General features: G+C 57.0%; 22 protein-coding genes. 11 read left to right on the forward strand and 11 right to left on the reverse strand.

The genetic code is table 11. The annotated features are described in order from the left end of the window. The first annotated feature begins 6 nt into the window (after positions 1–6). Both HZS80_RS14820 and HZS80_RS14825 read left to right on the forward strand, forming a co-directional pair. Positions 7–2,172 carry a tRNA(Met) cytidine acetyltransferase TmcA gene (locus HZS80_RS14820; RefSeq protein ID WP_179916535.1) on the forward strand — a complete coding sequence of 722 codons (2,166 nt, stop codon included), beginning with the start codon at positions 7–9 and terminating at the stop codon, positions 2,170–2,172. A gap of 28 nt (positions 2,173–2,200) precedes the next feature. Further along, the gene (locus HZS80_RS14825; RefSeq protein WP_179916536.1) at positions 2,201–3,667 is read left to right on the forward strand and encodes an aminoacyl-histidine dipeptidase; all 1,467 of its coding nucleotides are present in this window, start codon (positions 2,201–2,203) and stop codon (positions 3,665–3,667) included. Between the two features lie 91 nt (positions 3,668–3,758). Here HZS80_RS14825 and HZS80_RS14830 read toward each other — a convergent pair whose 3' ends face one another. Next, the gene (locus tag HZS80_RS14830; protein ID WP_035561994.1) at positions 3,759–4,235 is read right to left on the reverse strand and encodes a Dps family protein; all 477 of its coding nucleotides are present in this window, start codon (positions 4,233–4,235) and stop codon (positions 3,759–3,761) included. Positions 4,236–4,466: 231 nt separating this feature from the next. After that, positions 4,467–5,600, reverse strand: a complete 1,134-nt coding sequence (locus tag HZS80_RS14835; protein WP_179916537.1) for a glycerate kinase — start codon at positions 5,598–5,600, stop codon at positions 4,467–4,469. Positions 5,601–5,706: 106 nt separating this feature from the next. Between HZS80_RS14835 and HZS80_RS14840 the strand changes: the two genes are divergently transcribed. From HZS80_RS14840 to HZS80_RS14855, 4 genes are all read left to right on the forward strand, one after another. Further along, positions 5,707–6,261, forward strand: coding sequence for a hypothetical protein (locus HZS80_RS14840; RefSeq protein WP_179916538.1), 555 nt, complete (start codon positions 5,707–5,709; stop codon positions 6,259–6,261). Further along, positions 6,258–6,617, forward strand: coding sequence for a hypothetical protein (locus HZS80_RS14845; RefSeq protein WP_179916539.1), 360 nt, complete (start codon positions 6,258–6,260; stop codon positions 6,615–6,617). The genes HZS80_RS14840 and HZS80_RS14845 overlap by 4 nt, the downstream gene beginning before the upstream one ends. Further along, positions 6,614–7,273 carry a DUF1007 family protein gene (locus HZS80_RS14850; protein ID WP_179916540.1) on the forward strand — a complete coding sequence of 220 codons (660 nt, stop codon included), beginning with the start codon at positions 6,614–6,616 and terminating at the stop codon, positions 7,271–7,273. Before HZS80_RS14845 ends, HZS80_RS14850 begins: the two co-directional genes overlap by 4 nt. A gap of 79 nt (positions 7,274–7,352) precedes the next feature. Further along, on the forward strand, positions 7,353–8,402 hold the full coding sequence (locus HZS80_RS14855; protein ID WP_179916541.1) for a nickel/cobalt transporter: 1,050 nt from the start codon (positions 7,353–7,355) through the stop codon (positions 8,400–8,402). Between the two features lie 8 nt (positions 8,403–8,410). Here the strand turns inward: HZS80_RS14855 and HZS80_RS14860 are convergent, their stop codons facing one another. Next, positions 8,411–8,830, reverse strand: coding sequence for an HIT domain-containing protein (locus HZS80_RS14860; RefSeq protein WP_035562004.1), 420 nt, complete (start codon positions 8,828–8,830; stop codon positions 8,411–8,413). A 174-nt stretch (positions 8,831–9,004) separates the two neighbouring features. Here HZS80_RS14860 and HZS80_RS14865 point away from each other — a divergent pair, with 174 nt between their 5' ends. Both HZS80_RS14865 and HZS80_RS14870 read left to right on the forward strand, forming a co-directional pair. Further along, entirely contained in the window at positions 9,005–9,136 is a 132-nt protein-coding gene (locus tag HZS80_RS14865) for an entericidin A/B family lipoprotein (protein ID WP_027958626.1), read from the forward strand. A gap of 103 nt (positions 9,137–9,239) precedes the next feature. Then, positions 9,240–9,611, forward strand: coding sequence for an I78 family peptidase inhibitor (locus tag HZS80_RS14870; RefSeq protein WP_035562007.1), 372 nt, complete (start codon positions 9,240–9,242; stop codon positions 9,609–9,611). On the opposite strand, the gene HZS80_RS14875 is transcribed toward HZS80_RS14870, so the two are convergent. Next, positions 9,608–10,213: a LysE family translocator gene (locus HZS80_RS14875; protein ID WP_179916542.1), complete on the reverse strand. Its 606-nt coding sequence runs from the start codon at positions 10,211–10,213 to the stop codon at positions 9,608–9,610. The two genes, HZS80_RS14870 and HZS80_RS14875, sit on opposite strands and share 4 nt — an antisense overlap. 98 nt (positions 10,214–10,311) lie before the next feature. On the opposite strand from HZS80_RS14875, the gene HZS80_RS14880 reads away from it, so the two are divergent. Beyond that, positions 10,312–11,706 (forward strand): aminotransferase-like domain-containing protein, encoded by a 1,395-nt coding sequence (locus HZS80_RS14880; RefSeq protein WP_179916543.1) that lies wholly within the window; start codon positions 10,312–10,314, stop codon positions 11,704–11,706. Between the two features lies 1 nt (position 11,707). Here HZS80_RS14880 and HZS80_RS14885 read toward each other — a convergent pair whose 3' ends face one another. The 7 genes from HZS80_RS14885 to HZS80_RS14915 all read right to left on the reverse strand — a co-directional run bounded on the left by HZS80_RS14885 (position 11,708) and on the right by HZS80_RS14915 (position 18,817). Continuing rightward, positions 11,708–12,712, reverse strand: a complete 1,005-nt coding sequence (locus HZS80_RS14885; protein ID WP_179916544.1) for an ion transporter — start codon at positions 12,710–12,712, stop codon at positions 11,708–11,710. Between the two features lie 34 nt (positions 12,713–12,746). Continuing rightward, entirely contained in the window at positions 12,747–13,286 is a 540-nt protein-coding gene (locus HZS80_RS14890) for an acyl-CoA thioesterase (protein ID WP_035562020.1), read from the reverse strand. Between the two features lie 77 nt (positions 13,287–13,363). Beyond that, positions 13,364–14,674, reverse strand: a complete 1,311-nt coding sequence (locus tag HZS80_RS14895) for a short-chain fatty acid transporter (RefSeq protein ID WP_179916545.1) — start codon at positions 14,672–14,674, stop codon at positions 13,364–13,366. Positions 14,675–14,820: 146 nt separating this feature from the next. Continuing rightward, positions 14,821–16,110: an MATE family efflux transporter gene (locus tag HZS80_RS14900; protein ID WP_179916546.1), complete on the reverse strand. Its 1,290-nt coding sequence runs from the start codon at positions 16,108–16,110 to the stop codon at positions 14,821–14,823. Between the two features lie 5 nt (positions 16,111–16,115). Next, a complete protein-coding gene (locus tag HZS80_RS14905; protein WP_008957577.1) occupies positions 16,116–16,364 on the reverse strand; it encodes a YfhL family 4Fe-4S dicluster ferredoxin in 249 nt (82 codons plus the stop codon). Between the two features lie 78 nt (positions 16,365–16,442). Next, entirely contained in the window at positions 16,443–16,937 is a 495-nt protein-coding gene (gene coaD, locus HZS80_RS14910) for a pantetheine-phosphate adenylyltransferase (RefSeq protein ID WP_035562027.1), read from the reverse strand. Continuing rightward, a complete protein-coding gene (locus tag HZS80_RS14915) occupies positions 16,937–18,817 on the reverse strand; it encodes a beta-ketoacyl synthase (protein WP_179916576.1) in 1,881 nt (626 codons plus the stop codon). Before HZS80_RS14915 ends, coaD begins: the two co-directional genes overlap by 1 nt. Before the next feature lie 253 nt (positions 18,818–19,070). On the opposite strand from HZS80_RS14915, the gene trmB reads away from it, so the two are divergent. Together trmB and HZS80_RS14925 are read left to right on the forward strand one after the other, a co-directional pair. Beyond that, positions 19,071–19,736, forward strand: a complete 666-nt coding sequence (trmB, locus tag HZS80_RS14920; protein ID WP_179916547.1) for a tRNA (guanine(46)-N(7))-methyltransferase TrmB — start codon at positions 19,071–19,073, stop codon at positions 19,734–19,736. Further along, positions 19,733–20,062 carry a DMT family transporter gene (locus HZS80_RS14925; RefSeq protein WP_008957573.1) on the forward strand — a complete coding sequence of 110 codons (330 nt, stop codon included), beginning with the start codon at positions 19,733–19,735 and terminating at the stop codon, positions 20,060–20,062. The genes trmB and HZS80_RS14925 overlap by 4 nt, the downstream gene beginning before the upstream one ends. The last annotated feature ends 3 nt before the right edge of the window (positions 20,063–20,065 follow it).

Consider the following 20,065-nt stretch of genomic DNA (forward strand, 5'->3'; position numbering starts at 1 on the left):
AATTATTTGCTAAATAATCAGCTGTCAGAAAGCCAACACCCACCGCGAAGGGTGGCAGCGTTAGTTCATCTCGCGCAGCGTCTCAATCGCCGCGGCTGGCGCCAGTTGGTATGGTTAAGCGGTGAGGCAGAGCAGTGTCGCTCAATCGCCCAGGACGTATGGCAAGCCTTCTCCTGGCAGGCGCCTTTGTGGGTGGCCAATGAGAACACTGCACTGCTGTTTTCCGCGCCTATTCTCTCACCGCGCAAGGCACGGGCACGCCTGGGGGCTGAGCATCAACTGGTCGTGATCGATACACACAGCACAGGCTTTGATCCTGAAGCGTTAGGGGCGCTGGCGGGAACGATCACGGCGGGTGGTTTACTGATATTGCTCACACCGCAGCCGTGGGGTGAAGCACCTGATCCGGACTACGCGCGTTTTGCTGATCACCCCTGGCATTGGTCGCAACTGAGCTGCCATTACCTGGCGCGCTTGGCGCGTCAACTGCAAGAGTCAACTCAGGTAGTGCGCTGGCGTGCAGGTCAGGCGTTGCAGTTGCCTCAATTGTCTCAATTAGCTTCGCGTGAAGCAGGCGATCCCAGCGGTGGTGATAGCGACTGCCTAACCTCAGATCAAGCAGTCGCCGTAAAGCGATTGGTGGGCCTAAAGCGGCGTCGCCCGCTGGTAATAACCGCCGACCGTGGGCGCGGCAAAAGCGCCGCCTTGGGTATCGCTTGCGCCCGGCTGTTAATGGACAAAGCCCAGCGCGTGGTGCTGACCGCGCCGCACCTAAGTGCGGTGGAGAGCGTTTTTGAACGGCTGTCTGCGCTTTGTCCGGCAGGTCGTCGGGTCGCCCAGGATCACTTTGTGCTGGCCGAGGGCCGCGAGCTGATTTTTTTATCCCCGGATGACTTGACCGAACAGGTCAATGCGCAGGCGCAGGGCGGCGATGGCAGTTATTTATTGGTGGATGAGGCGGCGGCAATTCCCGCTGCGCTTTTGGGGCAATGGCTGGTGGCTTTTCCGCGCATTGCCTTTGCCACGACGGTGCATGGTTATGAGGGCTCCGGGCGTGGATTCGCGCTGCGCTTTCGCGACACACTTGACCGGCTGACGCCCCATTGGAAAGCGCTGGCGCTTGAGTCGCCCATTCGCTGGCATGGTGGCGACCCGCTGGAAGCGCTGGTCAATCAACTGCTGCTGTTAAAAGCAGTGCTGCCTACTGCTCAACCGAATGACAGGGCCGTGATAACAAAAGTGGTTGATCGTGCCTGGCTTGCCGAGCAAGACGCGGCACTGGAAAAGCTGTTTGGACTGCTGGTGCAGTCGCACTACCGTACTTCCCCTAACGACCTGCGCCAATTGCTTGACGGCCCCGGCACGGCATTGCGCGTGATCGAGCAGGCGAGTGAGCCTCAGGCGGTGCTGGTGACACGGGAAGAGGGCGGTTTTGAGGCCACCCTTGCCCATCAAGTCGCCCGCGGTGAACGTCGGCCTCAGGGGCATTTGTTGGCGCAGTCGCTGGCCACTCACGCCGGCAGCCGTGAGGCGTTGACCGCCCGCTGGCGGCGGGTGGTGAGGATCGCGACGCACCCAGAGCGGCGCCGCGAAGGCTTGGGGGAAGCGCTGCTGCATGATGATATGGCCGCCGCCAAGCAGCAGGGTATCGCGCTTTATGGCGCCACCTTTGGTGCGGAGGCGTCGCTGTTACGGTTTTGGTTGGCACTGGGGTTTACGCCAGTACGTTTAGGTATTACCCGTGAGGCCTCCACCGGTGAGTTTGCTGTGATGGTGGCGAAAGCGTTAAACACACAGGGTGAAGTGGTGCTTGCCGACCTGAATGAGCGCTTTCAGGCGGCATTAGCGGGCCTGTTGGCGTTTGAAGTGAAGGCGTTGCCTGCCTCGGTCGTCGTACTGTTGCTCGGTCAGATGCCGAGGGTTTCGCTTAGTGCGCGCGACTGGCAGGATATTGAAGATGTGGCGACCGCCCATCGTGATCCTGTTCTTGCTCGCCCGGCCTTGCAAGCCTTGGCCCGGCAAGCCAGCCACTGCCCCTTAACGGAAGCGCAACAGCAGTCACATCGACAAGTTGCGGCGTGGGCGTTTCAAAATATACCCCTGGCGACGGCCCACAATGACGCGTTGAAGGCCCTGCGCCTCGCCGTGAATAACCTCATTGAGGTAAAGTAGGCCGATTGCCGATAACGAAGAGTCTTTAATGAACGCACATCTTGAAGCGCTGGCGCCTTCCTTGGTTTGGCGCCACTTTCGAACCCTTTGTAATACGCCACGCCCCTCTGGGCATGAAGCGGCGCTCGTCGCCATCCTCGAAGCGTGGGCCGATGCCCAAGGCTTGACGCACGACCGCGATGCTTTTGGCAATTTACGGCTGCGTAAACCGGCTTCCGCGGGCTGTGAACAAGCCCCAGGCGTGGTGCTTCAGGGCCACCTGGACATGGTAGCCCAGGCCAATAGCGATCATGCGCACGATTTTACTCGCGACCCGATCAGCACCTATGTTGCCGACGGCTGGCTGCACGCCGAAGGCACCACCTTAGGCGCTGATAATGGTTTGGGTGTGGCGGCTATTCTCGCCGTGTTGGAAGACCCAGAGCTGCGCCATGGGCCGCTGGAAGCGCTGTTTACCCTGGAAGAAGAGACCTCCATGGGTGGCGCGCTGAACCTGGCTGAGAATTGGCTGGAAGGCTCGTTGCTGCTCAATCTGGACAGTGAAGACCGTGGGCAAGTCTATATTGGCTGCGCGGGCGGGGCTGATGTAGAAGTTGATGCCCAACTGCCGAGCGCCGCTGCTGGCGATCACGAACAGGTCATTGAGATTGCCTTGACTGGCCTGAAAGGCGGTCACTCGGGTGTCGATATCCACAAGCCGCTGGGCAATGCCAACCGGCTACTGGTTAGAGTGTTAAGGACGTTAGAAGCCTTTGATGCGCGCTTGATCAGCTACCACGGCGGCACGTTGCGTAATGCAATCCCCCGTGAAGCCTTTGCTCAGGTGGCGCTACCTGCCGATGAAGTAGACGCCGCGCTGGTGGCCATCGCCGGGCTGGAAACCATTCTTTTAAGAGAGCTGGGCAGTGGCGATAGCGGCCTTAAAATCAACGCCCAACAACTGACTGAGGTGCCCGAAGCAGAACCGCTAACGCTGGATGCCAGTGTCATGCTGTTGGCCGCGCTTCACGCGGCCCCTTGTGGGGTCGAACGGATGAGTGCCGATGTGCCGGGCGTGGTGGAAACGTCCAATAATCTAGGCGTATTAAGCCTGGAAAATGGGCGGCTGCACCTCTGCGCATTGGTTCGCTCGCTGCACGACAGTGCCGTGGTCGCTATGGCGGATCGCTTTCAAGCGCTGTTTGGCTTGATTGGCGCGCGGGTAAAAGTGGAAAACAGCTACCCAGGTTGGGCGCCCAATCCCAATGGCGAGTTATTGGCGACCTTTAAAGCGCGCCACGCGGCACTGTTGGGCCGTGAGCCAGAGGTGAAGGTGGTTCATGCCGGGCTGGAGTGCGGTATTCTGGGCAGCAAGTATCCGCACCTGGACATGATCTCGTTTGGCCCGCTAATTCGCGGTGCTCACTCCCCGGATGAGCGGGTGGAGCTTGCATCGGTTGAAGAGTTTTGGGCGATGCTGCGGGCGTTGATCAAGGATCTTGCCGATCAGCGCTAGTCCTCCTCGTTTGAATGGCCGCGCATAAAAAACGGCACCCAACAAGTGGTGCCGTTTTTACGCTAAGCGAACGCCTTTATCTGCTTAACACTTACTTGCTCAAGTAGGCATTAAGCATCCAAACGGTTTTTTCCTGCTCGCGGATGTAGTCACCGGCTTGTGCCGCGGTGCCTTCATCATCAGCGTCAGAGGCGAGCGCCAGTAGTTCGCGCTGTAGCTCAATGATCGTTTGATAGCCTTTCAGCACGCCTTTAACGCAGGTGATGCCGTCGTGAACGTCTTTATCTTCCTGAATGCGCGATAGCGTGACGTAGTCGCTGTAAGCGTGTACCGGTTTGTGCCCCAGGGTTAGGATACGCTCGGCCACTTCGTCCACTTTGGCTAACAGGTCGGTGTAGAACTCTTCAAACTTGGCGTGCAGCTCGAAAAAGTCGCTACCGCGTACATTCCAGTGGTAGCCACGCACGTTCATGTAGAAAATTTGGTAGTTGGCTAGCAGGTGGTTGAGCTTTTCGGCGAGTTGACTAGCGCTACCTTCGTGTAGGCCAATGCTATTAGTGTCAGTCATATCCTGCTCCCTCTTTATGCCGCAACGTGCGGCGGTTAATGCGTTTTCAGCACAAATCTTGAGAATATCTGTTCAGAATAGGGCGTCTTTGGTTCAGTGCAAAGCAGGTTTTTTGCATCGCCGCCATAGCGCTACGACATTAGATGCCTGCCGTTACCCTTTTACTACAGTTTAAATGCTGGCGCTGAGAGCTCTTTTCAAGGCCTGCACGCTTTTCAAAGTTTATGCATTTCAAAGTTTATGCACCCACAGCCGCAGCAGATTTTCACAGTGCGCTTCGAGTAGCTCGGCGGTGCGTGGTAGTGCATCAGCTAACGTCGTGGGGCCATCGGCTAACGCGAAGGCGGCCGTGACGCCTTCATCAAAACAGGCTTGCCAGCCATCGCCGAGGCTGCCCGCCAGCACGATAACGGGTTTGTTAAGGCGCTTGGCGGCACGGGAAACGCCGATAGGCGTTTTACCCGCCAGGCTCTGGCCATCCAGGCGGCCTTCACCGGTAATCACTAGATCCGCGTTAGCCAAAAGCGTTGCCATGTCAGCCTGTTGCATAATCATTTCGATACCGGGTTTTAACGTGGCGTTTAAAAAGGCCTTGGCTGCAAACCCTATGCCGCCTGCCGCCCCGGCGCCCGGTAGCGTCCGGTAGTCCTCGCCGAGTATCTGAGCGCTAATGTCAGCAAAGTGGCCCAGCGCGCGGTCTAGCTGTTCGACTTCCTCAGGTGAGGCGCCTTTCTGAGGACCAAATACTGCGCTGGCACCGCGTACCCCCAACAACGGGTTATCAACATCCACGGCCGCCTCAAGGGTGAGGCTAGCCAGCCGCGGGTCTAGCCCATCCAGTGTTAAACGGGTCAGTTGGCTAAGCGCCGCACCGCCAGGAGGTAATGGTTCGTCGTTTTGATCCAAAAAGCGAGTGCCCAAGGCCTGCAGCATACCGGCACCGCCGTCATTGGTAGCGCTGCCTCCGAGTAGTAGCAGCGCTTTTTCAGCGCCTTGATCCAACGCTGCCAGTAGCAGTTCACCCACGCCGAAAGTAGAGGTATGCAGCGCGTTGCGCTCATCGCCGGTAAGGTGCTGTAAACCGCTGGCTTCTGCCAGCTCAATAAACGCGGTACGCTGGGCGCTAAGCCAGCCCCAGGTGGCTTTTCTTGGGCGCCCCAGGGCATCCTGAACATCCAGCTGGCGGCGCTCAGCACCTGTTGCGGCGATCAGTGCATCTAGGCTTCCTTCGCCACCGTCAGCCAACGGGCAGGCCTGCACTTGGGCACTTGGCAGGGCGCGCTTGACGCCCCGCGCCATGGCCGCGGCGGCGTCTTGGGCGCTCAGCGCATCTTTAAAGCTGTCGGGGCAAAGTAAAACATTCATCAGCACGTTCTCCACAAAACAGTGTCTTCACTACAATGTCATTTCATTTAAGCATGACTAGCTTCGGCGAGCTAAACCAGCGGCCTCGTCCGTTAGAGGATCTAACATGAAGTCGATACCCATAAGCTTAACCTGTCTGCTAGCACTGGCTGGCTGCCAAGTGATTCCTGATCGCCTGCCGCAAGCGGAGCCAGCGCCTGCGGCTGCGTGCTATTTTCCCGCCAATCATGAGCGGGCGTTAGAAACCAGTGTTGAGGTGCTCACCGAATGGGGCTTTATCCTGAACTCTACTGATACCGCCTTGGGTTTGATTAGCGCCAGTCGGGAACGTGCGCTACACGGCTATTATGATCCTTACGATGATGCCTACGGCTATGGGCGCGGAATGCGGGTCTTTGGTGGCTTGGGTATCGGACGAGGTTCCGGTGTCGGGTTCGGTATAGGGAGCAGTTTTGGCGGTGGTGTAGGCCAGCAGCCGTTAGAGGTTGAGCGTGTGTCACTACTGGTCGACGATACGCATATACGCATATCCCGCGATATCCGCCGCTTTGATCACTGGGGTGATCTGCGCGAATCCTACAGTGCCAGCAACGACGATTTCTGTCAGCGTTTTCAAACCCGCTTTACGCAAACCGTCCCCGCCACCGGGAGGCCGTTATGACGCTTCGCCACTGGTTGTTAGTTGGGCTATTGGGTGGATTGGTCGGCTGTGCAACGACCACGCCCTTGGAGCCCCGTGAGTTGGCTTATAGCACTTCATCAGAAGAAACCTTCCGCGAAGCCGTCGAGTTGATGGTGGAGCAGGGCTATGTGGTTCGCCATGCGGATCTATCGCTGGGGCGGGCTGAGGCATCGCTTGCTCGCTGGCCGGAGTATCGGCTGCAGTTGCAGGTGAGCGAAGAGGGCAGTGGCAGCCGTGTGCGGGTATCGGCGTTGAGGGGCAACCAGCCGCTGCCGCCCTATTTGCTCGACCCTTGGCTGGTCGCCTTGCAGCATAAACTGGGTGTCGCGCCATGAAGTGGGCAGGTAGCGTAGTCGCCGTTTGCTTTGGCATGAGTAGTGTTCTGGTCAGCCCCGATGCCCATGCCCACCCTCACGGTTGGATCGATCTGAGTGTGCGGGTCATCACCGATGATCAGGGCGTGGTGAGTGGCCTGCATCAAACCTGGCGTATGGATCCTTTTTATAGCCTGGTGGTTTTTGAAGAGCTCCAACAGGTAGAGGGTGCCAGCCTCGAACAGGGGCTCGACCAGCTAGGCAAAGAGATTCGCGATAACCTTGCCGCGCAGCACTACTTAACTGAAGTGCGTATTAACGGTGAACGCCAGGCATTGGGCGAGGTAAGCGAGTATACCGCCATGGAGCGCGATGGGCGGCTGACCTTTATGTTTATCCTGCCGCTGGAAACGCCGCAGCCGCTGACAGACGCCCTGCTTAGCTACCAGGTGTTTGATCCCACCTACTACATCGAAGTGGTGCACGAGGAGGAGGGCGGTCAGCCTCGGGATGATGCGTTGATACTGCACGGCGAGCCTGCCTGTGAGTTGGCTATTCTCCCCGCGGACCCGGATCCTGAACTGGTGATGCAAGCGGCGCTGCTCGACAAGGATGAGAGTGGTGAGCCAGGCCTGGGGCGCTATTTTGCCGAAACCGGCCAAGTTGATTGTCGCTAGGCGCTGTTCGAAAACAGGCAGTGGCGTGCTGCTTTATAGCTATGTTATCTTGTAACATTTTTTGCGTTGGAGCGTTAAGATGCCCTTAACAAGGCCCTTTACACGTCACTTAGGGTTAAGGCTGGGCCTGTTGCTAGTCGCAGCAGTGCTTATCATTGTTTGGCAAGGCGGTTTTCAGAGCGTTAGCTATCAGCTACTTGGCTGGCAGCGTGATCTGCACCGCTCGCTAACGCTGGCGATTACCGAACTGTCACGCACCCCCAGTATGGCAACGTGGGTGAGCTTGCTGAGTGTTAGCTTCGCCTATGGCGTCTTTCATGCCGCCGGTCCGGGGCACGGTAAAGCCGTCCTGGCGACCTACTTAGCCACCCACGGTGGTGCGATAAAGCGCGCCCTGGGGCTGTCGTTTGCCGCCTCTTTGCTGCAAGGGGTGACCGCCATTGCGCTGGTTGTGGTGCTGGTTTACGGCCTAGGCTGGATCACTCGCCAGGCCATGGGTAGCGTTGCCTGGGTGGAGCAGGCCAGCTTTCTGCTGGTGGCGGCGCTAGGGGCGTGGCTATGCTGGCGAGCCGTCAAGCAACTGCGGCGAGCCTATCAGCCTGAGCGAGGGGCTCATGCGCACAGCCCAGGCCACGAGCATCATCAAGACCATGAACATAGCCATGGCCACAGCCACAGCCACAGCCATGATCATAGCCACTGTTGCGGCGGTGCTCACCATATTGAGCCGCAGCAGGCGTTAGATTGGCGCACGGCGATAATGACGGTCGGTGCCATAGGGATGCGCCCATGTAGTGGGGCAGTGTTAATGTTGGGGGCGGCTAGCCTGCTCGGCCAGTTCGCAGTCGGCGTGGCGTCTGTTGTGGCGATGTCGCTGGGCACGGGGCTCACGGTGTCAGCACTCGCACTGGCCAGTATTTTAGCCCGTGGCTGGGCGCAGCGGCGATTGTCTAAACAGCAGCACAGCCAGCGCAGCGTGCAAAAAGCCACCGGCTGGGTGGCCCTGGCCGGTGGAGCGCTGATTGTCGTACTGGGTATTTCACTTAGCGTTGCGGGTATCGCCCAGCCTGCGAGTGGGCCACTTCTCAACGAGCCACCTGCGCGGCAAGGCCATCCATTAACGGGGTAACGGGTAGGCTACACATCCAGTCCATTGATAAGCGCCAGCAGTTGGTCGCGTAACTGCGCTTGCTCATCCAGATCGTAAGGTTTAGGTGAGCCGTTGCCCCAAACAGGGGCAGGCCAGGTTGCATCGCTGTGCCGACGAATAACAACGTGCACATGCAGCTGGCTAACCACATTGCCGAGCGCGGCAATATTAACTTTGTCCCCACCCAGCGCTTCTTTCATTGCATCGCCTAGCTGGGTGGCCTCGCGCCAAAGCTGCTGCTGGTCATTGGCAGAAAGCTCAAACACTTCACTGATAGAAGCGTGGCGCGGTACTAGGATCACCCAGGGATAACGCGCGTCGTTCATTAACAGCACGCGGCTTAATGGGAGGTCGGCGATAGGTAAGGTGTCGGCGGCAAGGCGTTCATCTAGCTCGAAATTGATCAAATGATAGGCTCCACACAGCGGTTAGATGATTGTTAGCATAGCAGCCGCGCAGTGACGTAGGGAAAACGAGCGCGATTGCCAAAACGCTGTTACCCTGAAAAAACTCCCAAGTGGCAAATTAAGTTGCCAGCGGAGTTTCCCGATGTTGAATAACTCGTTAAGGAGAACGGAAAAATGAAAAAATTATTGGCCATGAGCTTTATGCTGCTGATGACAGCGGGTGTGCTAACGGGTTGTAATACCATCTCTGGCGCTGGCCAAGATGTGCAAGAGGGCGGTAAAGCCGTCCAAGATGCAGCTGAATAAGTAAGACTGCGTTTTAAAGCAAGTGGTATCCAACGGGCTAGGCTAACGCCTGGCCCGTTGGATTTATAGCCTACCCTCATAATCTACTTTTGGAGATTCAAGGATGAAACCCCGTATTATTCTGGCTAAGCTCGCTGCTGTTGGCGCTTGTGCAATGCTGCTAACGGCCTGTGCTAGCTCGCAAATGCCGATTTCTCCAGCCAACGACGACGTAGACGCTGCGCCACCGCCGCCAACGGTAACGCCCAACGGATCTAATCAAGAGCAGGCAGCTGCCTGCGATCTTGAGGCTATCCAATACGCCATCGGCGAACCGTTCGATGAAGCAATGGGGTCGCAGTTACAAAGTGAGAGCAGCACTCGTCAAGCGCGCGTATTGCGCCCTGGTGAGGCCGCCACCATGGACCACCGCCCGGATCGTTTGAATATTCATCTTGATGATCAAGATGTCATCGAGGAACTTCGCTGCGGCTAACCTAAGATCAGTACGACGCAGGCGGCGGTCAACACGCCCATGGTGATGTTGAACGCCCGCCACGCGGCATCTGTTTTGATCCACTGCCCAATTGCACTACCAAAGCCAGCCCATAGCGCAATACAGGGCAGCGCCACCATCTCAGCAAAGCCAGCAAGTAACAATGCATTAAATACCGGTTGGCCGCTTTCGGGTAGAAAACCCGCCATCAGCGCCAGTCCCATTACCCATGCTTTAGGGTTGGCGAACTGAAACGCCGCAGCCTGCCAAAACGTAAACGGTACGCTATGAGCCTGTGCCTTAAGATTGGGCGGCGGGGCGCTGGCAATTTTCCAAGCCAAATAGAGCAAATACGCGCTGCCTACCCAGCGCAACGCGGTTTGAATTGCAGGGTAGCGTTCAAACAGCACGCCCAAGCCCAGCGCTATGCCCGCAAAGAGTAAAAAGCAGCCACCTAAAATTCCCCACATATGCGGCAATGTGCGCTTAAAGCCGAAGTTGGCGCCAGAAGCGGTAAGCATAACGTTATTTGGCCCAGGGGTAAGCGTCATCGACATCATATAGAGCGCGGCCGGACCGAGGATTACCCATTCGCTGTTCATTTTATTGTATCCATACAATTTGTGGTTGAGGATTGCTTTAGAGCGCCTATTGTTAGCATAATGGGGATTAAATTAACGTCAAAGGTTTTATTGTCACCATGACAATGTGGGTGCCTTCGCTCGCTGAGTTTTCTGGTTCACGCTATCGCGCTATTGCCAGCGCCATTGAAGCCGCTATCCAGGCAGGTGAACTACTGCCTGGGGAGCGCTTGCCGCCCCAGCGCCGTTTGGCAGATGCGCTAGGGGTGACCATCGGCACGGTAACCCGGGGTTACGCTGAAGCTGAGCGCAGCGGTTGGGTATCGGCACGGGTGGGTAGCGGCACCTATGTGAGGAGCAAAACGCAAGACAACGCTGTTAGCCTGACGTTTCCCGCTGATGAAACGGCCGGTGTGATCGATTTAAGTCTTAGCCTGCCTCCGCCCCACCCGTTGCGACAGTCGCTGTTGAGCGAAGCGCTGCTCGCCTTAAGCCAATCCGGTGCAGCATTAGCGCGGGGTGTGACCTACCAAGAGTCCCAGGGGCGTCGCGAGCATCGTGAGGTGCTGGCTCGCTGGTTAAATACCTTAGGCATGTCTCTGATGGCTGATGAACTGCTGATCACCCAAGGTGGCCAGCACGGCATTAGTCTGGCGCTCAGCACCTTGCTACGGCCGGGCGAGCTGCTGGCTGCCGATGCCTTGACCTACCCCGGTGCCATCAGCGCAGCGCAGCAAGGTCATCTCAAGTTGGTAGGGATTGGTCAAGACAGCGAAGGGATGCGCATGGATCTGCTGGAGGCGCAGTGTGCCCGGCAGCCGCCGAGAGCGATTTATCTTACGCCGGAGCAGAACAACCCCACCGGCGCGTGTTTAAGCGCGCCGCGTCGCGAACAGCTGGTGGCGCTGGCGAGGCGCCATGATATCTGGCTGATTGAAGACGGCGTGCAATATCTACCCGCTGAGCAGCGTGGTACGCCTCTTTACAAGCTTGCGCCAGAACGCACACTGTTTGTGTTTAGCACCGCTAAAGTGTTGGCGGGGGGGCTGCGAATTGGCGTGCTGCGGGCGCCTAAAAGTTTGCACGAGCGGTTAGCGACTGGCCTGCGCGCCCAGAGTTGGATGGTGCCGCCGCTAATGGTCGACGTGGTCTGCCACTGGATTAACCAAGCCGCGGCGGAAAAACTACTTACCTGGCAGACTCAAGAGTTAGCGGAGCGTCAACAGTTGGCCGCCCAATGGCTGCAAGGGTTTACCCTAAGCGGGCGCTCCCACAGCAGTAATGTATGGTTGACGCTGCCAGAGGGAAGCCGGGCCGTAGAGCTGTGTGATCGGCTACTGCAGCGGGGCGTTAAGGTAAGCAGCGCTGAGCCCTTTTGTGTGGGCAGCACCCCCGCACCCCAAGCCATTCGTCTATGTGTTGGGGCCGCGGCGGATCGCAGCGAACTCATTCAGGCATTGGGCATTGTTGCCGCCTGTTTGGGCGAGCGGCCGTTAGCCCCCGCCACCTTATGAATTATTCATAGCGGTCTTTCCAGCCTTGATGGCTTATCTGGTCTTTAAGCATTTCGAGAATGTCATACATCACCTGCTCGGTAACGCGATTGCTGCCTTCGTCAACCGTTAGCCAAGTGTCGAAGCCGCTGTCGGCGGTGCGCTCAACTAACTGCCTAAACTCATCGGAATGAATACCTAGCAGCAGCTCATCGACTAGTCGCTGGGCGACGCCACTGAGTGATGCCTCCATAGCGCTGGTGGCCTGCTGCCCCATGGGCAGGCGGTTAAGGCGCTGAATCTCGGGGCTTTCCCGGAGCGTACGGCTAACCAAATCGCTGATCGCCGCCATAATGGACTGACGGTTGTGCTGATAGGCTTTGCCGATAGTGCTCTCCAACCGCTGCGCAATCTCATGAATCAGCTGCGACTTGCGGGGCATGATCACACGCTCAATCACGCGCTCGGTCAGCGAATCGCTGGCGCGTATCTGCTGCTGTACATTGCCCAATAGCCGTAGCGCGATACGGTCAGAAAGCTCCTCCAGCAGAATATCGTAATACTTGGCAACAAATTGATAGACATACCAGTGGGTAACATCAATAAGGCCGAGGCGATGCAGCCGATTGATTAACGATACCACGCGTAGAATACGCAGCAGGCGGAAGCCTGCGAGGGGAATGCAGCCCAGCACGTCATACCAGTGCACGAAGGGGTAGAAAAACCAGCGGTGGTAGCGCCGCTCGGCAATGGCAATTGACCAGCCCAACAGTACATCGGCGATAAAAAAGCTGACAAATACCAAGTCGATGGTGATGAAGCGGCTATGAATCACCTCATCGTAGAAAGTATGAAAACCGGGCGCGAGATTGGCGATGCCTTGGTTAATAGGGCCGAGCAGAAACAGTGAATCAAACAGCAGTAGCGCGAGGTTAATCACCACCAGCGTCAGAATGAAAAAATCCCAACCGATATGGGCATATTCGACCGCTTTAGGCAGGTGCGGGTAGCGTTCCCTGGCAGGCATGCGAACTCCTTATGGTGGGGCGTTACAACGGTTGTTACTGAGCCTGCGACTGATGCTGTTGTTGGGTCAACAGCTCTTCTTGCTCCGCCTGTTTGCGTAACTTTTTGCGCAGCGCTGCTTTTTCAAAGCGTAGTTTCTGCAGCGGTGTTGCCAACGTGAGTGGCGGTACGCTGGCGGGTTTGCCCTCAGCATCAATCGCGACCATGGTGAGGTAGCAGCTGTTGGTATGGCGGATTAGCTTATTGCGAATATCTTCGGCCACGACCTTAATACCAATTTCCATTGATGAGCGGCCCACATGATTGACGCAGGCTAAGAACGTGACCAGTTCACCGACATGGATCGGCTGTTTAAACAGGACTTGGTCTACCGACAGTGTCACCACATAGTGACCTGAATAACGGCTAGCACAAGCAAACGCGACTTCATCGAGCTTTTTAAGAATAGCGCCACCATGCACTTTGCCGCTGAAATTCGCCATGTCAGGTGTCATTAATACCGTCATGGAGAGTTCGTGCTGCCCAGGCAGGGCAGTATTGATAGCGGTACTCGCGCTGGTTTCCGTCTCGGACATGCGGTGTTCCTTCTGTTATCACTGCCCGCCGCCCAAATGCCGGGCAAACTGAGCGGCGGGCAGTCATTGGCTGTTTTTTAAAACCACATTAGGCCAACTGAAATGATAATGCCGGTAATAAACAGCTGAATCAGGCAGAAGCCCATAATGTCTTTTGCCTTCAGCCCGGCAATAGCGAGTACCGGTAGCGCCCAGAAGGGTTGCAGCAGGTTGGTCCAGGCATCACCCCAAGCGACTGCCATGGCCACCCGTGAAATGTCGGCACCTAACGCTTGAGCCGCAGGGAGCATCACTGGTGCTTGTACGGCCCATTGGCCGCCGCCAGAAGGGACAAACAGGTTCACAATCCCAGCGCTGATAAATGACCAGAAGGGGAGTGAGCTGGCGGTGGCAAATGAGATCAGCCACTCAGACATGCTTTCAGCCAGCCCTGATTGAACCATGATGGCCATGATGCCAGCGTAGAAGGGGAATTGAATAACAATACCCGCACCGCCTTTGATCGCTTCATTCAAACTGTTGAGAAGGTTGCGTGGCGTGCGATGCAGAACAATAGCAAGGAACAGAAACAGGAAGTTAACGACGTTAAGGTTCAAGCCGCCGCCGCGCAGCAAAAAGTGATCAAGCAAGAACAGCACGCCAGGCACCCCTACAAGTAGGGAAAGGGTCAAGCTGTTTTCAAGACGTTCTGCCGGACGAGTAATGCGTCCTACCGGCTCTGGCTTGTCGTTCAGTACGCTGGGGTCGACGTAGACGCTATCCTTCTCATCCGGCAGCATCATACGGTTCACCAGTGGTATGGCGATAAACAGGCAGACCACAATGGCGAGGTTGAAGAAGGCGAAAATCGTTGAGCCGGTGCTAATGACGCCAATCTGGTCAGCGGTAAAATGGCCTTCGGTGGCGATGGTCAAGGGGATCGAACCTGCCAAGCCGCCGTGCCACACCACAAAACCCGAGTAGGCACTGGCAACGAGGAGCCGATAGTCAACGCGAATCAGCCGGGCCAGCTCTTTAGCAAACAGCGCGCCGACCACAAGACCAAACCCCCAGTTAATCCAGCTGGCCGCCAAGGAAACCAGCGTCACCAGAATGATGGCGCCACCGGGTGTTTTAGCCGTACCAGCGATTTTTTGCAGAATACGTTTTACCGGCGGGGAGCTAGCCAGCATAAAACCGGTAACCAACACCAGCAGCATCTGCATAGAGAATGTCAGTAAACCCCAGAAGCCATCGCCCCAGAAGCGCAGAACCGCTAGCGGTGTTTGGCGCTCAATGGCGATCGCGGCGACCGCGGCAATTAACGTCAGCAGCAGAACGAAAATGTACGGGTCGGGTAGATAGCGCTCCACCAGCTTTACGGCCGGTTTTGAGATCATTTTAAGCATGGGATGCTCTCTTTATTCATTATTAGAAAGTGCCTAGTCAGTGTCTAGGAGGTGCATAGCTAATATACGGGCGAGCGCGCTGTTTTTCACGTTGAAGCTGCCCGCTACATCTCACGTTAACGCAACTGCCATTAATGGCGGCCATCTTAGCACCAGTGTGTGCGCCGGTAGCGTCGATAATAATGAATGAGTACTGCCGAGCGAACCAGCGTAAAGAGCATGAATGCAAGCCATAGACCGTGGTTACCCAGTCCCTGAGTGATCCACCAAGTGGGTAGATAAGCGGCAAGACCGATAAAGATACTGTTGCGCATTTCACTAACGGCGGTGGTGCCAATAAATACGCCATCGAGTAGATAGCTCCATACGGCGAACAGCGGCATGATCACCATCCATGGTAGGTAGTGTGCTGCCGTCGTACGTACCTCTTCAAGACCAGTGAGAAGCGCAATTAGCGCATTGCCGCCTAGTGCGAACAGTAAAGCGGCAGCGCCAGCCGTCCAGAAAGAAAAAACCGCAGCGGCGCGCACGGTAGCGGCAAACTCACGCCAATCTTTGCGCCCATAGGCGCGCCCAATCAGGGATTCAGCCGCATGGGCAAAGCCATCCAGGGCATAGCTGGTGAGCATGATAAATTGCAGTAGCACGGCATTGGCGGCGAGCACCGTGTCGCCTTGGCGGGCGCCCTGGGCGGTAAAGAACGCCATGGCAAACAGCAGGCCAAGCGTGCGCACAAACAGGTTAGCGTTAACGTTGAATAGGGCTGTATAAGCCGCTAGGGCAAGCAAACGCTCGCGCAAAAAATGTCCTTCTAGCCTCGTTAATTGGCGCAGTACTAAATAGCTGCCAAACGCTAGCGCACTATAGTCGGCGATCACGCTGGCCCACGCTACGCCATTACTGGTCATCCCCAGGCCTACCACAAACCATAAATCCAGCACGATATTGACGCTATTGGTGAGCAGCAGAATCATCAGCGTGACGCGTGAGTTCTGTTGCCCCAAAAACCAGCCCAAAATGGCGTAGTTGGCAAGTACCGCTGGCGCTGACCAGAGACGGATGTGGGCGTACTCACGCGCTAAATCGGTGGCTACTTCACTACCATCCAATAGCCACAAGCCTAACGTAATCAGCGGAGAGGCAAACACAATCAGCAGGGTACCGATCACCAGTGCCATGATCAGCGACTGTCCCAGCAGGTTGCGCACATCCGTGTCGCTCTCACGGCCCATGGCTTGTGCGACTAATCCCGTGGTGCCCATGCGCAAGAAACCAAAGCCCCAATAGAGAAAGCTGAAGAGAGTCGCACCCAGGGTAACGCCCGCCAGATAGCGAGAGTCGGGCAGATGCCCAACCACGGCGGTATCGACCAACCCAAGTAGCGGAACGGTGATATTAGAAAGAATGATTGGCCAGGCGAGGGCCCAAATCCGCATTAGGCTTAAGCGGCCGTGATGATGCGGTACTTCTTCATCAGCTGCTCTTGGCTTTCGTGGCGTTCTGGGTCAAGGGGGATACAGTCCACCGGACAAACCTGCTGACACTGAGGCTCGTCATAGTGACCTACGCATTCGGTGCATAGGTTGGGGTCGATAACATAAATCTCCTCGCCTGGAGAGATCGCATCATTAGGGCATTCGGGCTCGCAGACGTCGCAGTTAATGCACTCGTCGGTAATCATCAGGGCCATGGGCATACCTCGCGTATACGTTCACACTCGGGCGATTGTACCGCAATACCCGAGTGTTTTACTCAACAATGGCGTTGGCTAGCTAGTGTAGTGCTTACGTAGCGCTTCGGCGACCTGTGGATGCACCAAGCGAGAAACATCGCCACCCAGCTTGGCAATCTCGCGCACGATGGTCGAAGAAATATATGAATTTTCAACCGCCGGGGTTAAAAAGACGCTTTCCAGTTCTGGATTTTGCGCCCGATTCATGTTGGCAAGCTGCAGCTCATACTCAAAATCGGAGACCGCGCGTAGGCCACGCAGAATAATCGTCGCTTCCTGCTCATGCATCATGGTGGTGAGCAGGTTGGAAAAGCCGATGACTTCCACGTTGGGTAACGACACACAGACCTTTTTGACCAGTTCCATGCGCGTTTCCAGGCCGAGATTGGGGCTTTTGCCGGGGCTTGCCGCCACTGCGATAACGACTTTGTCGAACATGCGCGCGCCGCGTTCAATGAGGTCGAAGTGGCCATTGGTGATCGGGTCGAAAGTGCCTGGATAGACGGCGATATTGATTTTGCCGCTGCTCATCACGATGTCTCCTCGTCCAAACGGCCAAAGGGATTGTCACTGGTGAGCGAAACCGCGTGGTCGTAACCGGGAATATGAATCCTGTCGGCATGAATATCCAACTCTGGGCCTTCCAGCACTGCTTCACCGAACTGGTAGCGCGGTGCGTAGTGACCATGGTCTGCCTGAGCAAGGTAGGCCGCTGCCGCTTCACGGGTAGTCTCGCGACGCTCTTTCCAGGCACTTACGGCGGCGGCTCCATGGCGCTGAGCCAGCAGGCGCTCGGTCACCGCAGGTGAGAGTACAACACCGGTGGCATTATTGCCGCCGAAGCCTTTGGCGTTAATAAAGGCAGCGTCCGCGCGAAACGTTTGCGCCGTTTTTGAAAAACGTAACCGCTCGGCATAGACGTCGTCAGCCACCGCATCCAGGGTTGGGATGCCGGGCAGCAAGTCGTGGGCAAAGCTGCCCAGGGCGCTTGCCAACTGGTCTCCCGCCGCGGAGCCTTGGGAGTGACCGATAAAGGCTTTGATGGCCACGACCGGCCAGTCGTTAATGCCGTTGGCGCGGGCGATTTCGTCGAATACATGGGATTCGGTAATGCGGTTTTTGGGGGTGCTGGTACCGTGCGCATGCAAAAAGCTGCGCTCTTTAAGGGCTTTTTCACCCAGCATATCGCGCACCAGCGCAGTCGCTTTACCCAGGGTGATGTAATTACCAATCCCCGGCGCCGAAATCGAGCGCTTGTAACCGTCAGCATTGACGAATACGTCAGGCACCGCGCCGAGAATATCCGCGCCGACTTCCATTGCCAGCGCATCGTCCATCAGCAGCACAAACTGGCTGGCTTCCGCCATGGTAAAGCCGCAGTTGCGCGCAAAGGGGCGGCAGGCGCGCTGGTAATCGCTGTCGGTGAGCAGCTCCAGCGCATCCAGGGCTTTCAGGCCCGCGTCGTCGGCCAGCGCGCCCATGGCCCTGAAGCCCTCTATAATCTCCGGCGTAATGGGGGCGTCCGCGGTGCCTACCATCACCACACGGCGGCGTCCGGCCCGAATGTCGTCAATGCCCAGCCGCAGGTTGTAGAGAAAACTAGCGCAAGCGCCAAGAGCCGCCCCGGTGCCGCCCACGCTGCCGAGTACATAGGCATTCAAAAAGTCGGCGGGCATCTGACCATAGCCCAGCGGCATCTGCTTGGAGGTGGCACGCTGGCCGCTCACCAGGCTTTTCAGTAAGCCGCCCCAGCCCTGATCGTCTAACTGGCCAATGGAGTTACCTGCGTACACGGCAATATGATCCGGGTTTAACTGCTGACGCAGTGTCTCCCATGAGAGGCCGCTGGCGCCCAGGCAGTCGCTTGCGCCAAATACCGCCAGCGATAGGCCGCGGGGGTGGTGCACACTGCGGTAGAGGCTCGCCGGGTCAAAGCCGCTGGGTAGCTGAGCCGCCGCGCGAACCTTGGGTAGCTGGGCGTCAGGCAGCAGTACTTCAAGCACTCCGGCGGGCACCCTGACTTCTACCTCGCGGGCATCAATATCGCGTACCTGCCAATCAGCGGGCAGATTTTCAGGCAGTTGGCGGCGGCGCAGGGTAAAACGTAGCGGCTCGGCCAACTGCATGCTGGCGTGCCGATTAGACGGCATGCCGGGATCTAGAAAGCGCGGGTCTTCATTGCGGCGGATCAGGGTGTGGTTCAATACCTGATCACGCAGCGACTGAGCCGGGGCCTCTATGGGGTGGCCTTGACTGTCGTGCCACCCTTTTTCGGAGTGCTCTACTAGGCGCATAAGCGCCGCCAAGCCTTCCAGTGTCTGGCGTTGCTGGTCAGCAGGGAGGGCATCAAGCACAGTGCGGCGGAAGGCCTGATGGCCAGAGGTTCTGCCAGCGGGGTTGATGCCGCCCATGCCGACAATCACCGGTAAGTGTGACAAGCCGGGTTCCTCGTGATGCGGTGGTGGTAATAACAATTATTGACAACGCTCTAAGCCAGTCATAGCTAATTAAATTATAGCTAAGTCAATTATAACTAGCTCTATTATGACCAAAGCGATGCGCTTAATAAGTACCTAATGCGTGATCATAGCACCGGCCACGCAACGGCGTCATGCCGCAAGCGCTCGAGACTGTTAGAATCACGCTTTTCAGCCGAGAGATGGCATGCAGCATAATTCTCGACCAGTGACCTCTAATCAGCCAGGCCCGCATCAGGATTTAGCGCGCCGGGTCAACCGAGCGCTCACGCATCCATTACGTAAACCGATCGCCGAGCACACGCAGCGCAACTTTGCGCAGGCGGCCGAATGGCTGGCGAGCCGCCAGGCACCGCTGATACTTGATTCCGGCTGTGGCGTCGGGGTATCGACACGCCAACTAGCGGCGCAGTTCCCCGGCCATGCCGTGATTGGCATTGATCGCAGTGAGGATCGTTTGGGGCGTGATCACGGCGAACTGCCACATAATGCACTGCTAGTGCGCGCGGATCTGGTCGATTTCTGGCGTTTGGCCTATCAGGCAGGCTGGGCGCCCGAGTATCACTATTTGCTTTACCCCAATCCTTACCCCAAAGCAGGGCATCTCAAAATGCGCTGGCATGGCCATGCGGTTTTACCCACACTGTTGGCGCTTGGTGGGCACCTTGAGCTGCGCTCAAATTGGTCGCTTTACGTTGAAGAGTTTGCCTTGGCGGTGGCGCAGGTAACCGGCAAGCAGGCTGCAGTGGCTGAATTTGTACCTGAAGGTGACTATTTAACACCGTTTGAGGCGAAGTATGCTCAAAGTGGCCAAGCGCTGTGGTGGTTATGGGTTGATTTGGAGCGGATATGACGTTTGTTTATTTGGTATTGGCAATTGTGGCCGAAGTCATTGCTACGAGTGCATTAAAGGCTTCTATGGGCTTCACACGTCCATTGCCGAGCGTTGTGGTGGTGGTTGGCTACGGGCTCGCCTTTTATCTGCTTAGCCTGGTGCTGCGCACGCTGCCGGTGGGGGTCGCCTATGCGATTTGGGCGGGTCTGGGCATTGTGTTGGTCACCTTGGTCGGCATTGTGGTGTTTGGTGAAAAGCCCGACTTGCCGGCGGTACTGGGGATTAGCCTGATTGTGGCGGGTGTGGTTCTGCTGCAAGTGTTTTCCAAAATGAACGTGCATTGAGGT

The sequence above is a fragment of the Vreelandella glaciei genome, assembly GCF_013415125.1.
GTDB classification, from domain to species: Bacteria; Pseudomonadota; Gammaproteobacteria; order Pseudomonadales; family Halomonadaceae; genus Vreelandella; species Vreelandella glaciei.

Bases quoted from the DNA above. Each gene is read 5' to 3' on its own strand.
- HZS80_RS14825 (WP_179916536.1), top strand. From the start codon at position 2,201: ATGAACGCACATCTTGAAGCGCTGGCGCCTTCCTTGGTTTGGCGCCAC.
- HZS80_RS14830 (WP_035561994.1), bottom strand. From the start codon at position 4,235: ATGACTGACACTAATAGCATTGGCCTACACGAAGGTAGCGCTAGTCAA.
- HZS80_RS14835 (WP_179916537.1), bottom strand. From the start codon at position 5,600: ATGAATGTTTTACTTTGCCCCGACAGCTTTAAAGATGCGCTGAGCGCC.
- HZS80_RS14840 (WP_179916538.1), top strand. From the start codon at position 5,707: ATGAAGTCGATACCCATAAGCTTAACCTGTCTGCTAGCACTGGCTGGC.
- HZS80_RS14845 (WP_179916539.1), top strand. From the start codon at position 6,258: ATGACGCTTCGCCACTGGTTGTTAGTTGGGCTATTGGGTGGATTGGTC.
- HZS80_RS14850 (WP_179916540.1), top strand. From the start codon at position 6,614: ATGAAGTGGGCAGGTAGCGTAGTCGCCGTTTGCTTTGGCATGAGTAGT.
- HZS80_RS14855 (WP_179916541.1), top strand. From the start codon at position 7,353: ATGCCCTTAACAAGGCCCTTTACACGTCACTTAGGGTTAAGGCTGGGC.
- HZS80_RS14865 (WP_027958626.1), top strand. From the start codon at position 9,005: ATGAAAAAATTATTGGCCATGAGCTTTATGCTGCTGATGACAGCGGGT.
- HZS80_RS14870 (WP_035562007.1), top strand. From the start codon at position 9,240: ATGAAACCCCGTATTATTCTGGCTAAGCTCGCTGCTGTTGGCGCTTGT.
- HZS80_RS14875 (WP_179916542.1), bottom strand. From the start codon at position 10,213: ATGAACAGCGAATGGGTAATCCTCGGTCCGGCCGCGCTCTATATGATG.
- HZS80_RS14880 (WP_179916543.1), top strand. From the start codon at position 10,312: ATGACAATGTGGGTGCCTTCGCTCGCTGAGTTTTCTGGTTCACGCTAT.
- HZS80_RS14885 (WP_179916544.1), bottom strand. From the start codon at position 12,712: ATGCCTGCCAGGGAACGCTACCCGCACCTGCCTAAAGCGGTCGAATAT.
- HZS80_RS14890 (WP_035562020.1), bottom strand. From the start codon at position 13,286: ATGTCCGAGACGGAAACCAGCGCGAGTACCGCTATCAATACTGCCCTG.
- HZS80_RS14895 (WP_179916545.1), bottom strand. From the start codon at position 14,674: ATGCTTAAAATGATCTCAAAACCGGCCGTAAAGCTGGTGGAGCGCTAT.
- HZS80_RS14900 (WP_179916546.1), bottom strand. From the start codon at position 16,110: ATGCGGATTTGGGCCCTCGCCTGGCCAATCATTCTTTCTAATATCACC.
- HZS80_RS14905 (WP_008957577.1), bottom strand. From the start codon at position 16,364: ATGGCCCTGATGATTACCGACGAGTGCATTAACTGCGACGTCTGCGAG.
- coaD (WP_035562027.1), bottom strand. From the start codon at position 16,937: ATGAGCAGCGGCAAAATCAATATCGCCGTCTATCCAGGCACTTTCGAC.
- HZS80_RS14915 (WP_179916576.1), bottom strand. From the start codon at position 18,817: ATGGGCGGCATCAACCCCGCTGGCAGAACCTCTGGCCATCAGGCCTTC.
- trmB (WP_179916547.1), top strand. From the start codon at position 19,071: ATGCAGCATAATTCTCGACCAGTGACCTCTAATCAGCCAGGCCCGCAT.
- HZS80_RS14925 (WP_008957573.1), top strand. From the start codon at position 19,733: ATGACGTTTGTTTATTTGGTATTGGCAATTGTGGCCGAAGTCATTGCT.